14 protein-coding genes are annotated in these 12,699 nt (G+C 61.1%); 8 read left to right on the top strand and 6 right to left on the bottom strand.

What is annotated here, in order from left to right:
• Positions 1-28: 28 nt before the first annotated feature.
• The 6 genes from KVG88_RS09510 to KVG88_RS09485 all read left to right on the top strand — a co-directional run bounded on the left by KVG88_RS09510 (position 29) and on the right by KVG88_RS09485 (position 6,387).
• Positions 29-334, top strand: coding sequence for a DUF3649 domain-containing protein (locus KVG88_RS09510; RefSeq protein WP_217871189.1), 306 nt, complete (start codon positions 29-31; stop codon positions 332-334).
• Positions 331-1,908: a PepSY-associated TM helix domain-containing protein gene (locus KVG88_RS09505; RefSeq protein ID WP_217871188.1), complete on the top strand. Its 1,578-nt coding sequence runs from the start codon at positions 331-333 to the stop codon at positions 1,906-1,908. Before KVG88_RS09510 ends, KVG88_RS09505 begins: the two co-directional genes overlap by 4 nt.
• Positions 1,909-2,235 carry a DUF3325 domain-containing protein gene (locus KVG88_RS09500; protein ID WP_217871187.1) on the top strand — a complete coding sequence of 109 codons (327 nt, stop codon included), beginning with the start codon at positions 1,909-1,911 and terminating at the stop codon, positions 2,233-2,235.
• Positions 2,236-2,239: 4 nt separating this feature from the next.
• Positions 2,240-2,812, top strand: a complete 573-nt coding sequence (locus KVG88_RS09495; RefSeq protein ID WP_150703689.1) for an RNA polymerase sigma factor — start codon at positions 2,240-2,242, stop codon at positions 2,810-2,812.
• Positions 2,809-3,798 (top strand): FecR family protein, encoded by a 990-nt coding sequence (locus KVG88_RS09490; RefSeq protein ID WP_217871186.1) that lies wholly within the window; start codon positions 2,809-2,811, stop codon positions 3,796-3,798. Before KVG88_RS09495 ends, KVG88_RS09490 begins: the two co-directional genes overlap by 4 nt.
• 162 nt (positions 3,799-3,960) lie before the next feature.
• Positions 3,961-6,387, top strand: a complete 2,427-nt coding sequence (locus KVG88_RS09485; protein ID WP_217871185.1) for a TonB-dependent siderophore receptor — start codon at positions 3,961-3,963, stop codon at positions 6,385-6,387.
• A 95-nt stretch (positions 6,388-6,482) separates the two neighbouring features.
• Here the strand turns inward: KVG88_RS09485 and KVG88_RS09480 are convergent, their stop codons facing one another.
• The gene (locus KVG88_RS09480; RefSeq protein WP_217871184.1) at positions 6,483-7,355 is read right to left on the bottom strand and encodes an AraC family transcriptional regulator; all 873 of its coding nucleotides are present in this window, start codon (positions 7,353-7,355) and stop codon (positions 6,483-6,485) included.
• Between the two features lie 138 nt (positions 7,356-7,493).
• On the opposite strand from KVG88_RS09480, the gene KVG88_RS09475 reads away from it, so the two are divergent.
• The gene (locus KVG88_RS09475) at positions 7,494-8,396 is read left to right on the top strand and encodes a DMT family transporter (protein ID WP_150703693.1); all 903 of its coding nucleotides are present in this window, start codon (positions 7,494-7,496) and stop codon (positions 8,394-8,396) included.
• 48 nt (positions 8,397-8,444) lie between these two features.
• Here the strand turns inward: KVG88_RS09475 and KVG88_RS09470 are convergent, their stop codons facing one another.
• Positions 8,445-9,419 (bottom strand): 2-hydroxyacid dehydrogenase, encoded by a 975-nt coding sequence (locus tag KVG88_RS09470; protein WP_217871183.1) that lies wholly within the window; start codon positions 9,417-9,419, stop codon positions 8,445-8,447.
• A gap of 194 nt (positions 9,420-9,613) precedes the next feature.
• On the opposite strand from KVG88_RS09470, the gene KVG88_RS09465 reads away from it, so the two are divergent.
• Positions 9,614-9,850, top strand: coding sequence for a hypothetical protein (locus KVG88_RS09465; RefSeq protein ID WP_150703695.1), 237 nt, complete (start codon positions 9,614-9,616; stop codon positions 9,848-9,850).
• A gap of 142 nt (positions 9,851-9,992) precedes the next feature.
• Here the strand turns inward: KVG88_RS09465 and KVG88_RS09460 are convergent, their stop codons facing one another.
• The 4 genes from KVG88_RS09460 to KVG88_RS09445 form a co-directional block, all read right to left on the bottom strand.
• On the bottom strand, positions 9,993-10,742 hold the full coding sequence (locus KVG88_RS09460) for a YkgJ family cysteine cluster protein (protein WP_217871182.1): 750 nt from the start codon (positions 10,740-10,742) through the stop codon (positions 9,993-9,995).
• A gap of 83 nt (positions 10,743-10,825) precedes the next feature.
• Positions 10,826-11,152, bottom strand: a complete 327-nt coding sequence (locus KVG88_RS09455; protein WP_217871181.1) for a hypothetical protein — start codon at positions 11,150-11,152, stop codon at positions 10,826-10,828.
• A 45-nt stretch (positions 11,153-11,197) separates the two neighbouring features.
• Positions 11,198-11,656: a GNAT family N-acetyltransferase gene (locus KVG88_RS09450; protein WP_217871180.1), complete on the bottom strand. Its 459-nt coding sequence runs from the start codon at positions 11,654-11,656 to the stop codon at positions 11,198-11,200.
• Positions 11,657-11,683: 27 nt separating this feature from the next.
• Entirely contained in the window at positions 11,684-12,586 is a 903-nt protein-coding gene (locus KVG88_RS09445; RefSeq protein WP_150703698.1) for a chemotaxis protein CheV, read from the bottom strand.
• Between the last annotated feature and the right edge of the window lie 113 nt (positions 12,587-12,699).

Genomic DNA, 12,699 nt, shown 5'->3' with positions numbered 1-12,699 from the left:
CCGCCTCACGTGTTCCCAAGGTCGCAACATGAAAGCCAAAAGCAAGACACTCCCCGTTTCCTATCGACTGGCGGTCACTTCGCGAGTGCTTGCCGCTGTGTTCGGCGGTTATGTGGTCACGGCATTGGCCAGCGTCTGCCTGACGCTGTGGGTGCCCATGGCACGCGCCGAGGCGGTCGTGACCGGGATGACCAGTTCGTTCCTGGTCTATCTGCTGGCGGTGATCTGGTGCTTTGCCTGTCGCTCAGCCAGTCGGGCGTGGCTCGGTCTGATCCTCTCAAGCCTAATTCTGGCTGCGTTGGCCGGGTTGGCTTACTGGATGGAGCGCTCATGAAAGAGGGTTTTCGCCAGGCGATGGCGTGGTTGCACACCTGGGCCGGTTTGACCTTCGGCTGGTTGCTGTTTGCGATTTTCCTGACCGGCACGCTGGCCTATTTCAAGGACGAAACCAGTCACTGGATGCAGCCGGAAATCCCTGCACGTTCGGTGTCCTCCGAAGCCAGTCTGGCGTTGGCTCAGGATTACCTGCAGCAACACGCCGCCGGCGCTTCACGCTGGATCATCGAATTGCCCAACGCCCGCGAGCCCGCACTGTCGGTGCGTTGGCAACAGTCGCCGGCCAAACCCGGTGAACGCGGTCAACTCACGGCAAAACTGCTCGATCCGCAAACCGGCCGTGAAGTGCAGGCCCGGGACACCCAGGGCGGCGAGTTCTTCTATCGTTTCCACTTTCAGCTGCAAATGCCCTATCCGTGGGGCCGCTGGCTCTCGACCATCGCGGCCATGGTGATGTTCGTTGCGCTGATCAGCGGAATCATCACCCACAAGAAAATCTTCAAAGACTTCTTCACCTTCCGCCCACGCAAGGGTCAGCGCTCGTGGCTCGACGGGCATAACGCGGTGGGTGTGCTGGTACTGCCATTTCACCTGATGATCACCTACAGCAGCCTGGTGATTTTCATGAGCATGGTGATGCCGGCGAGCATCCTGGCCTCCTATAACGGTGATGCAAAAGCGTTTTTCAGCGAGGTTTTTCCGGCCACCAACATCATGGAATCCGCGGGTAAACCGACGCCATTGCCACCCTTGGCGCCGATGCTGGAAAAGGCTCGCGAGCAGTGGTCGGGCGGGCAGGTCGGACGGGTGACGGTGAATAATCCGGGTGATGCGAATGCTTCAGTGGTGTTGGCGCGCGATGGTTCGGACCGTGTGGTGCATGACTTTGGCAGTGCCGTGACCTTTAACGGCGTGACCGGGCAACTGCTCGCCGCAACCCCGGCGCAGCCCTTGCCAATGGCCATCGCCGGCAGTTTCTACGGGTTGCACATGGGCCATTTCGCCGGTCCGGTATTGCGCTGGTTGTACTTTGTTTGCGGGCTGGCGGGCACGGCGATGATCGGCACCGGGCTGGTCATCTGGCTCGGCAAGCGTCAACTCAAACATGCCAAGAGCGGCGTGATGCCCTTCGAGCTGCGGCTGGTGGAAGTGCTGAACATTGCCAGCATGTCAGGCTTGGTCATCGCAGTGGCAGTGTTCTTCTGGGCCAACCGATTGTTGCCGCTGGAGATGACCGAGCGGGCGGGTTGGGAGGTCAACAGTTTCTTCATCGCCTGGGGGTTGAGCCTTGTGCATGCGCTGGTTCGCCGTGGTCGCACCGCGTGGGTGGAGCAACTGACGCTGGCCGCGTTGTTGTTGGGCGCGGTGCCGTTGCTCAACGCACTGACCACACCCTGGCACCTGGGTGTCACGCTGATCACCGGAGACTGGGCCATGGCCGGTTTCGACCTGACGTCCCTGGTCAGTGGGCTGTTCCTCGCGTGGGCTGCCTGGAAAATGCAGCGTGGCGCCGAGACCGATGCCGTCCGCCAGCGCTCCCGGCCGATCACGCTTGAGCAGGAGGCGAACTGAATGCTGCTGGCCTTGTTGCTCTGCTATGGCGGTTTCACCGCGTTGTGTTTGTCGATGGATCGCCATCATGCGGACCTGCTTCGACGCAAACTTTCATCCCGCTCGCGACAGCTGTTCAGAGTGGCGGGCTGGTTGTTGTTGAGCGTGTCGCTGTGGTCGGCGCTGGCGGTGACGGACTGGGCGCTGGGCCTGGTGGAATGGTTTGCGGTGTTGATGCTCAGTGCTTTGCTGCTGGTGTTGCTGATGCCGTATCGCCCGCGCTTGGCCGTGGCGCTGGCCTGGATGAGCCTGTTGGCCAGCCCGATTGCCGCGTTTGCGCAGTACTGAATTGATGATCAACGGTCCAGCCGAACCCGGTGATACCGAGCGCGATAAACCGCACGGCGATCGTGCGCATTTTCTGCAAGTGTTCCTTTCGCAACGCTCGCAAATGGAGGCGTTGGTGAACCGTCGCGTCGGTTGCCGGGCGACGGCGGCGGACCTGGTACAGGATTTGTTCCTGCGGTTCTGGCGACGGCCGCTGGTGCAGGTCGAGGAACTCAGCACCTACCTGCTGCGCTGCGCCGGCAACATTGCCATCGACCATTTGCGCAGTGAGGGCACGCGGGTTCGGGCCAGCGAAGGCTTGATGGCGGAACCGTCGGACAGCGTGGGTGGCGAGCCGCAAGCCGCGCTGGAGGCAGGCAACGATTTGCGTCATGTCGAAGCGGCGTTGCGCGCATTGCCTGAACGCACGCGGCAGATCTTTTTGCTCAATCGCATTCATGGCCGCAAATACGCCGAGATCGCCAAAGCCATGGGCCTGTCCCAAAGCGCCGTGGAAAAACATATGATGCGCGCGCTCGAGGCCTGCAAGGCAAGCCTGAGGGAACCCGAACCGCGCACGCCAGGGAAAGCACCGTGAAGACCATCGAACGCATCCTGCCGACGCCCGCTCAGGAACAGCAAGCGCTGGCCTGGCTGAGCCTGTTGCATGACCAGCCGAGCAGCGGTGACCAAGCCATGTTCAGCCAGTGGTTGAAAGCCGACCCGGCCCACGCCGAAGCGTATGCGCAGGCGCAAGTGGTGTGGGAAATGACCCAAGTGCCCGCGCGCACGCTGGCCGATGAAGAGGCCCTGGCGTTGCAGGGTTATCTCAATGCGATGAACCGTTCGCGGCGCGCCAGCGTGCGGCGTTTGTCGGGGGCGCTGGCCATGGCCGCGTGCCTGTTGCTGATGATCAGCCTCGGCAGTGGTTGGCAACCGTCGCGCTGGATCGATGATCTGGGCGCTGACTATGTCTCGGCCCCGGGAGAAATCCGCACGGTCATTCTGGCCGACCAATCGCAAGTCACCCTGGATGCCGACAGTGCCATCGCCGTGGATTTCAGCGGCGGTGAGCGGCATGTGCAAGTGCGTCGCGGTGCCGGTTTTTTCAGCGTGACCCACACCGGCGAGCCGTTTGTGGTTGACGCCGAGAAGGGGCAGGCGCGGGTATTGGGCACGCAGTTCGAAGTACGCCTGCAGCCCCATGGCGCGCAGGTCACGGTGTTGTCCGGCCGAGTCGGGGTAACGGCGGACAAAAACGCCGAACAGCAAATTCTGGCCGCCGGCCAGCAAGTCGCCTATGGCGAAGGCACGGCACAACCTCTGCACTTGGTTGACAGCGAAGCGCAACTGGCATGGCGCCAGGGGTGGCTGAATTACTACAAGGCGACGCTGGCCGATGTGGTGGAGGATTTGCGCCGCTATTACCCGGGCCGGATCGTGTTGCTCAACGATGAACTGGCCCAGCGACGGGTCAGTGGCAGTTTTCCGAGCAAGCATCCGCAGGCCGTGTTGAGTTCGTTGCAGGGCGTTTTGGGGTTTGAGCAGCATCAGGTGTTGGGGCATCTGATTATTTTGCGCTGAGGAAAAGTCGCGATTTCCCTTTGGAGCTGCCGAAGGCTGCGATCTTTTGATCTTCATAAAATATTTTCAACTTTCTGCTGAGGTAAAACCGAATGCCATCCGTGTAGTGACTGAAACTGCGAGTCATTCGCATCCGTTGCGGTTCTACACAGGTCATGAGTCATGAAGTCCAGGGCAAAATCGGGTTCGGTCAAACAATGGTTGGGTGTTACGGCGCTGGGTTTCTCGGCGTTGGCGTTGCTGCCGCTGAGCGTGGCGGTGGCCGCGCAAAGTGGTGCGCAGCAACAGACGCAGTTCAGCTTTTCGCTGACCGCCAAACCGCTGCCCCAGGCCTTGAGCGATTTCAGCCGGGTGACGGGCATCAGCGTGGTCTATACCGATGAAGCGCCTTACAGCCTCAATGCCCCGGCGGTCAGTGGTCAGATGAGCGCCGAACAGGCTTTGCAGCAATTGCTCAGCGGCTCAGGTTTCACCTTCCGCCGCACCGACGGTCACACCATGGCCCTGGAGCCGTTGCCTACCGAAGGTGCGCTGAATCTAGGCGCCACCACCATCACGTCGGTGATGGATCAGTCCACCAGCTACCAGCCGCCGGCCACCACTTCGGTGATGCGCAGCTCGGCGTCGCTTCAGGAAATCCCGCAGACCGTGAACGTGGTCGCCGCCCAGGTCATTCGCGATCAGGCGCCGCGTAATCTGGATGATGCGCTGGCCAACGTCAGCGGCATCACCCAGGGCAACACGCTGGGCAGTACCCAGGATTCGGTGATGACCCGCGGCTTTGGCGACAACCGCAACGGTTCGATCATGCGCGACGGCATGCCGATCGTGCAGGGCCGTGGCATGAACGCCACGGTGGATCGAGTCGAAGTGCTCAAAGGCCCGGCCTCGCTGCTGTACGGGATCCAGGACCCGGGCGGCGTGGTCAACATGGTCAGCAAGAAGCCCGAGCTTGAGCAATACAACGCGTTGACCGTGCGCGGCTCGACCTACGGCGAAGGCAAGAATGGCAGTGGCGGCACCTTCGACAGCACCGGTGCCCTGGGCACAACCGGGCTGGCCTATCGCATGGTGCTGGATCATGAAGACGAAGATTACTGGCGCAACTACGGCGTGCATCGCGAGACTTTGGTCGCGCCGTCGCTGGCCTGGTTCGGCGAGAGCACCAAGCTGCTGTTCGCCTACGAGCACCGTGAATTCCTCACGCCGTTCGACCGTGGCACCGTGATCGACCCGCGTGACAACCACCCGTTGGACATCCCCCGCGATCGCCGTCTGGATGAGCCTTTCAATGACATGGAAGGGCGTTCGGACCTGTATCACTTCGAGGCCGATCACGAACTCAACGACAACTGGAAAGCGCACTTCGGCTACAGCTGGAACCGTGAAACCTACGACGCCAGCCAAGTCCGCGTAACCGCCATCGACACCCAGAAGGGCACGCTGACCCGCAGCATGGATGGCACGCAGGATGCGCTCAGCACCGACCGTTTCACCACGGCGAGCCTTGAAGGCAAAATCGATGTGGCGGGCATGCGGCATGACCTGGTGTTAGGCATTGATGACGAGTACCGCAAGATCTACCGTGCCGACCTGATCCGCCAGAAAAGCCTGACCACCTTCAGCTACCTCAACCCGGTCTATGGCCGTGAAGTCGAAGGCACCACCGTCAGCCCGGCCGACAGCGCGCAGACCGATAAGCTGCGCAGCAACTCGGCGTTTTTGCAGGACTCGATTCACCTCACCGATCAATGGATTCTGGTGGCGGGCGGACGCTTCCAGGAATACGACCAGTACGCCGGCAAAGGTGTGCCGTTCAAGGCCAACACGGACAGCAACGGGCAGAAATGGGTGCCGCGCGCCGGTCTGGTGTATCGCTACACCGACGAGCTGTCGTTCTATGGCAGCTACACCGAATCGTTCAAACCCAACTCGACCATCGCACCACTGAGCGGTAGCAGCACCGTGCTCGATGGCAGCATTGCACCGGAAGAGGCCAAGTCCTGGGAGGTCGGCGCGCGACTTGATATGCCGGGGCGCGTCACGGGCAACATCGCGCTGTTCGACATCCAGAAACGCAATGTGCTGGTGGCCAACTCCGAAGGTCCGGTGACGCTCTACAGCGCAGCGGGCGAAGTACGTTCCCGTGGCCTGGAACTGGATTTGAGCGGGCAACTCAGCGACCGCTGGAGCATGATCGGCAGCTACGCCTACACCGATGCTGAAGTCACCGAAGACCCGGATTACAAAGGCAAGAAACTGCAAAACGTGGCCAGGAACAGTGGCTCACTGTCGGCGGTTTATGACTTTGGCCGTGTCATCGGTGGCGACCAGCTGCGGGTTGGCGCGGGTGCGCGATACGTGGGTGAGCGGGCGGGCAACGCAGTGAACGATTTCGAGCTGCCGAGCTACACCGTGGCCGATGCGTTCGCCACCTACGACACCCAACTCGATGGGCAGAAGGTCAAGTTTCAGCTCAACGTGAAAAACCTGTTCGACCGCACGTACTACACTTCGGCGGCGAGCCGTTTCTTCGTGTCGATGGGGGATTCGCGGCAGGTGACGTTGTCGAGCGCGTTGGAATTTTGAGGCGATATCTAAAAGATCGCAGCCTTCGGCAGCTCCTACATGAGGTTGCGTTCTCCTGTAGGAGCTGCCGAAGGCTGCGATCTTTTGATCTTGTTTTACCGCAAAAACGCCTGCCGGTATTCGCCTGGCGTTCCGCCCAACGCCTGCCGAAACCGGTTGGTAAAGTGACTGGCACTGGCAAACCCGCACGCCAATGCAATCTCCCCCAACGGCTTTAGCGTCGAGCGCAACAGCTCCCGCGCGCAGTTCAGGCGTCGGGCCAGTACGTATTGATGCGGCGGCAATCCGAAGCTCTCCCGGAACATGCGCGCGAAGTGGTATTCCGACAACGCGCACAACGCGGCGAGTTGCCCCAGGCTGATGGCCTGGTCCAGATGACTATCGATATATTCCACCAACAGCCGCCGCTGCCGGGCGGCCAAACCACCCTTGAGGCGCAAGTTCGGGCGCACGCTGACCTGGCTGAGCAGGGCATGGCCGAGTATCTCGTGGGCCAGGCTGCTGGTGAGCAAACGCTCGCCCGGTTCTTCCCAGTTGAGGGTGATCAACTGGCGAAAGCGCACGGCCTGCTGCGGGTCATCGAGGAACGTCTGTTCGCGCAACTGCAATTCCCGAGGTTCACGGTCGAGCAGAGTTACGCAACCCAAGGCAAATTGTTCGGGGCTGAAATACAGGTGGGCCAGGCGGATGTCGCCGTTGATCACCCAACCGGACTGATGGTCGGCGGGCAGGATGCACAGCTTGTCGGGGCCACCCTTGTTGCCGGGCTGGTCGCGGCGAAAAGTGCCGGTGCCGCCAGCGATGTAGCAGGACAACGTGTGGTGGCTCGGCGCTTCGTATTCCTGGGCGTCGTGGTGGTTGCTCCACAAGGCTGCGGACAAGCCGTCACCGAGCTCGGCGCTGTGCTCGAGGCGAGCATTGGGCGAGCGGTTGAGGGCTTGAAAGACTTGTAGGGTATCCGGTGCCATGGTCGGTTCTCTCTAACGCCTTGCATCCTACTCCGTAGCGGTTCGCCTGCCAGCCCGTTGCCTGACAAAAGCGCAAGTTTATGCAAGTGCGCCACGTTGCTGCGCGGGACACTGGACTCCTATCGAGGAGCCAATGCCATGAACCTGTCTTTGTACCTGATGACCGTGCTGATCTGGGGCACCACCTGGATTGCCCTGAAATGGCAACTGGGTGTGGTGGCGATTCCCGTGTCGATCGTCTATCGCTTCGGCCTTGCAGCGTTGGTGCTGTTCGTCATGTTGCTGCTCAGCCGCAAGCTTCAAGTGATGAACCGCCGCGGGCACCTGATCTGCCTCGCGCAGGGCCTGTGCCTGTTCTGCATCAACTTCATGTGTTTCCTGACGGCGAGCCAGTGGATTCCCAGCGGTCTGGTGGCCGTGGTGTTTTCCACCGCGACACTGTGGAACGCCCTCAACGCCCGGGTATTCTTCGGCCAGAAAATCGCCCGCAATGTGCTGATGGGTGGTGCGTTGGGCTTGCTCGGGCTGGGCCTGTTGTTCTGGCCGGAACTCGCCGGCCACACCGCCAGCCCGGAAACGTTGCTCGGCTTGGGCCTGGCGCTGCTTGGCACCTTGTGTTTCTCGGCGGGCAACATGCTGTCGAGTCTGCAACAGAAAGCCGGGCTCAAGCCGTTGACCACCAACGCCTGGGGCATGGCTTACGGCGCGGCGATGTTGTCGGTGTGGTGCCTGGTCAAAGGCATTCCGTTTGATATGGAGTGGAATGCCCGCTACATCGGTTCGTTGCTGTACCTGGTGATCCCGGGTTCGGTGATCGGATTCACCGCGTACCTGACGCTGGTCGGTCGCATGGGACCGGAACGTGCAGCCTATTGCACCGTGCTGTTCCCGGTGGTGGCGCTGAACGTGTCGGCATTTGCCGAAGGTTACCAATGGACTGCCCCGGCACTGATGGGGCTGGTGATGGTGATGCTGGGGAACGTGCTGGTGTTCCGTAAACCCAAGGCACTGCTGGTGCGGGGGAGTGGCAAGTTGGCTTGAGGCAATCTGCGAACAAACGGGCAGGCGTGTGCGCCTGCCCGTTTTGCTTTAGCCCTTCCAGACCTGCGGGTTGACCAGATCCTGTGGCCGTTCACCCAACAGGGCACTGCGCAGGTTGGCCAGTGCACGGTTGGCCATCGCTTCGCGAGTTTCGTTCGTGGCCGAGCCGATGTGCGGCAAGGTCACGGCGTTTTTCAGCTGGAACAGTGGCGACTCGGCCAGCGGTTCCTTTTCGTAGACATCCAGTCCGGCGCCACGAATGCGGTTGTTTTGCAGCGCTTCGATCAGCGCCGGCTCGTCTACCACCGGGCCGCGCGCGATGTTCACCAAAATGGCGCTCGGCTTCATCAGCGCCAGTTCGCGATGGCTGATCAGGTGTTTGGTTTTCTCACTGAGCGGCACCACCAGGCAGACGAAGTCGGCCTCGGCCAGCAGCTCATCGAGGCTGCGGAACTGTGCACCGAGTTCCTGTTCCAGCGCGGTCTTGCGGCTGTTGCCGCTGTAGAGGATCGGCATGTTGAAACCCAGGCGACCGCGACGGGCAATGGCGGCGCCGATGTTGCCCATGCCGACGATGCCCAGGGTTTTGCCATGCACATCGCAACCGAACAGCTGGGCGCCGACGGTGGCTTGCCACTGGCCGGCCTTGGTCCAGGCATCCAGTTCGGCAACGCGGCGAGCGCTGCTCATCAAAAGGGCGAAGGCCAGGTCCGCGGTGCTTTCGGTGAGCACGTCCGGGGTGTTGGTGAGCATGATCCCGCGTTCATTGAAGTACGCGACGTCGTAGTTGTCGTAGCCCACCGAAACGCTGGACACCACTTCCAGTTTGGCGGCGTTCTCCAGTTGTGCACGACCGAGCTTGCGGCCGACACCGATCAAGCCGTGGGCGTTGGGCAAGGCTTCGTTGAACTGGGCATTGATGTCGCCGTTTTTCGGGTTCGGCACGATGACGTCGAAGTCTTGTTGCAGGCGTTCGACCATCTCAGGCGTAACGCGGCTGAAGGCGAGGACGGTTTTTTTCATGGAGGCAGGCTCGTCGGGCGGGAATGCTTAGCAAGCTACAAGTTTCAGGCGTTCAGCCGCAAGCCCAAAAGGCGCCGCGGCTGTTTTTAACTTGTGGCTTGCAGCTTGAAGCTTGTAGCTGCCCTTCCGTTATACTGGCGTCTTTCGCGGCTCGCTGACCGGGCCCGACACTTTGCGCATCACCCGGAGCTTTCATGACTTCCCCGAAACAACCGCCGGTCGACGATGTCTTGAGCGACAACGTCGACGCCAGCGCCGACAGCGAAACCAAAGCCGAAATCCCGGCGTTCAAGTTCCCGTTCAAACCGGGTGAACTGGCGTCCGCCAAGGGCTCCAACCAGCCGTGGTACAAGAACGGCGCCAAGAACGGCCACACCAAGACCCCAGGCATGGCGCCTCCGGGGACTCGGCGGTCGATGGGTAAGCGTTAAGTTTCTCGATTGTCGCGGTGGCAATACTATCGCCATCGCCAGCAGGGCTAGCTGCCACAGTGGTTATGAGGTGTTCACCACTAACCCTGTGGGAGCTAGCCCTGCTAGCGATGGGGCCTGCACAAACACCGCCGATTCCGATTCAAGCCGCCCGCAACGAAATAAACCCATAGTTCGTCGGCGCTTCTGTCGTCACGAGCGCTCCGGCTGCAACCAGCTGCCCGGCAATATCCTCTCCCGACACATGGAACTGCCACTCGCTGCTCCACTCTGGCAGTGTCTGCCCGGTCAGCTCGTCGATGATTGTGGCGAATTCATTCATGTCCGGTAGATAAGCGGTAAATCCGTCGCCCTTCAGCGCAGTCGTCCGAAACCCCAGCAACGCGCAAATGGCGTCCTTCATCTGGATGTCATCGCGATCGGCCTGACGCGAACGCATGATCAGTTCCGACAACTCGCGGTCGACGAGTTCGCCGCCGACAATCAGGTCCGGGCCTTTTTCCCAAGACTCGGGCGGGCACTCCTTAACAGCAGTGTTTAGCGCAATGTGCGGATTGATTTCCATCGGATAAATGCGGCACACCAGCGGCCGACGCTCATAGATGCGGCAGAGATTGTCTTCGTCAAGATTCCGGCAGGGGCCGACGTTGTAAGCGGCGAAGGTGATGGCGACATAAGCCTCGGCGTCGGCGCTGCGAACCACCGCCGAACGGCGTTCAGCATGTTCACGCTGTTGCGCTGGCAGGCCAAGGCCGTTGTTCAGGAAGGCCTCGACCAATACGATGACTTGGCCGCCATCGGCAGCCCACATGCGGGCTTCAGGCAAGGTCAGGGACACATGATGGTCGTTGCAGCATTTGCCGCAACCCACGCAGGAAAACGTCGTATTCATTGAGCGGTCAATCGCATCCGAGGGCATGAATTGGCGACAGAATGCCGCCGCAAAGGCTGCTATCGAAGCAAGTTATGCGCCACTCACTGCGCCTCGGCGGTGGGGCGGATGGAGTCCCATTCGGTGACGTAGGCAGTTTTGCTCTTTTTGTTGTAGAGGCACAACTCGGTACCCTGCGCGCCCTTCATTTGTTTTTGCGGGTATTGGCCTTGCAGCAGGAGCGCGGTATAGCCAACGCGGTCATCGAATTGCGCAGCCTTGCCGACGGGTTTGGCGTCTTTCAGGCCACTGGCCTTGGTGCAACTGGCAAGCACAGTTTTGTCGTAGGCGGCCCAGGCGTCAGGGCTGGAGGCGTGGGCCTGGGAGGCGAGGGTGGTGAGGCAGAGGGCGATCAGGGGGGCGGCTTTCATGGTTCGGGGGATCCTTGGGCGAGTAAGGGCCAAGTTGTGAGTATGTCAGACCGGCACCGGTTCCCGGCGCACCTCACACATCCCGATACTTTCATACAAGCGCCGCGCTCGCCGGTTGTCTTCCAGCACCTTCAAATCGACAAAACCTTCCCGGCGCTGCTGAAACACGATGAAGGCATGCATCATCAACGCGCGCCCCAGGCCCTGGCGTTGCGCCCGTGGATGCACCACCAGGTTCTTGATGTAAGCACTGGTCCAGCACTGGCATACGCCAACCACGCCTTCGGCATCCAGGGCAACGAAGCACAGGGCGGGATCGTATTCGGGATCGGTTTCAAACCGTTGCTGCCAGAGTTTCAGCGCCGGCACCCGACCACCACCCTCGCGGTAGCCCAACTCCATCAAGCGATGGACCGCTTCGGCGAGCTCGGGGCGATAGTCAATCAATTGAATGCCGTTCGGCCAGTCGAACGCTGGCACAACCTCGGTGAGGTCGCGCCGCATCAGCCAGCAATAGTCCTCGGCCAACACTCAATGACCTTGTTCGGCCACAGCCTTGGCCGCGTCGATCAGGCATTTGGTCAGTTCCGGCGAGGAGAACTTGGTCAGCACCGCATTCGCCCCGGCCAGTCGCGCCTTTTCGCTGTTCATCGCGCTGTCGAGTGAGGTGTGCAGCAAGACATACAGGTGCGCGAAGTCCGGCGTTTCGCGCAGGGTGCGGGTGAAGGCGTAGCCGTCCATCTCGGACATTTCGATGTCGGAGACAATCAGGTTGATCTGCTGGGCGGTGCCTTGCAGGTCCAGCAGGCAATCGATGGCTTCCTTGGCGCTGCGCGCGGTGTGGCATTGCAGGCCAAGGTTGCGCAGGGTGTGCACCGATTGCTGCAGGGCCACCTGGCTGTCATCGACCACCAGGATCCGCGCGCTGCCCAGCACTTCAGCGTCTTCCATGCTCAGCTCGGTCGGCGCCATTTCGATCTGCACCGGGGCGATACCGTGGATGACTTTTTCGATGTCCAGCACCTGCACCAGCGTGCCGTCGACCGAGGTCACGCCGGTGATGTACGAACGCACGCCGCCGGAGCCAAAGGGCGGGGGGCGGATGTCGGTGGTCAGGCAGTGGACGATCTTGCTCACTGCCTGCACGTGCAGACCCTGCTTGGAACGGCTGACATCGGTGACGATCAGGCAGCCACCGTTCGGGTCTTCCAGTGGACGCTCGCCAATGGCGCGGCTGAGGTCGATCACCGACAGCGAGGCCCCGCGCAGGGTGGCGATGCCTTTTACGTGCGGGTGCGACTCCGGCATTTTTGTCAGCGGCGGGCAGGGGATGATTTCACTGACTTTGAGCAGGTTGATCGCCATCAACTTGCCGCTGCGCAAGGTAAACAGCAGAAGCGAAAGTGAATCTGCGCGGGCTTTGGTGGTGGACATAAGTACCTTCTGTGGAAAAAGGTGACGGGCGATCACGGGATCGCCAACAGCCATCGATGCCGGGTTATCGACTTGTTAGGGGCAGGCTTTAGCTTCATGGGCATCGGGTAGAT

Source organism: Pseudomonas azerbaijanoccidentalis, assembly GCF_019145495.1.
GTDB lineage: Bacteria > Pseudomonadota > Gammaproteobacteria > Pseudomonadales > Pseudomonadaceae > Aquipseudomonas > Aquipseudomonas azerbaijanoccidentalis.
The sequence above is the reverse complement of the archived record's forward strand: the minus strand, read 5'-3'. Positions and strand labels throughout refer to the sequence as shown.

What these genes read in the sequence shown, in the direction of transcription:
- KVG88_RS09510 (WP_217871189.1), top strand. Translation starts at nt 29, where the DNA reads ATGAAAGCCAAAAGCAAGACACTCCCCGTTTCCTATCGACTGGCGGTC.
- KVG88_RS09505 (WP_217871188.1), top strand. Translation starts at nt 331, where the DNA reads ATGAAAGAGGGTTTTCGCCAGGCGATGGCGTGGTTGCACACCTGGGCC.
- KVG88_RS09500 (WP_217871187.1), top strand. Translation starts at nt 1,909, where the DNA reads ATGCTGCTGGCCTTGTTGCTCTGCTATGGCGGTTTCACCGCGTTGTGT.
- KVG88_RS09495 (WP_150703689.1), top strand. Translation starts at nt 2,240, where the DNA reads ATGATCAACGGTCCAGCCGAACCCGGTGATACCGAGCGCGATAAACCG.
- KVG88_RS09485 (WP_217871185.1), top strand. Translation starts at nt 3,961, where the DNA reads ATGAAGTCCAGGGCAAAATCGGGTTCGGTCAAACAATGGTTGGGTGTT.
- KVG88_RS09480 (WP_217871184.1), bottom strand. Translation starts at nt 7,355, where the DNA reads ATGGCACCGGATACCCTACAAGTCTTTCAAGCCCTCAACCGCTCGCCC.
- KVG88_RS09475 (WP_150703693.1), top strand. Translation starts at nt 7,494, where the DNA reads ATGAACCTGTCTTTGTACCTGATGACCGTGCTGATCTGGGGCACCACC.
- KVG88_RS09470 (WP_217871183.1), bottom strand. Translation starts at nt 9,419, where the DNA reads ATGAAAAAAACCGTCCTCGCCTTCAGCCGCGTTACGCCTGAGATGGTC.
- KVG88_RS09465 (WP_150703695.1), top strand. Translation starts at nt 9,614, where the DNA reads ATGACTTCCCCGAAACAACCGCCGGTCGACGATGTCTTGAGCGACAAC.
- KVG88_RS09460 (WP_217871182.1), bottom strand. Translation starts at nt 10,742, where the DNA reads ATGAATACGACGTTTTCCTGCGTGGGTTGCGGCAAATGCTGCAACGAC.
- KVG88_RS09455 (WP_217871181.1), bottom strand. Translation starts at nt 11,152, where the DNA reads ATGAAAGCCGCCCCCCTGATCGCCCTCTGCCTCACCACCCTCGCCTCC.
- KVG88_RS09450 (WP_217871180.1), bottom strand. Translation starts at nt 11,656, where the DNA reads ATGCGGCGCGACCTCACCGAGGTTGTGCCAGCGTTCGACTGGCCGAAC.
- KVG88_RS09445 (WP_150703698.1), bottom strand. Translation starts at nt 12,586, where the DNA reads ATGTCCACCACCAAAGCCCGCGCAGATTCACTTTCGCTTCTGCTGTTT.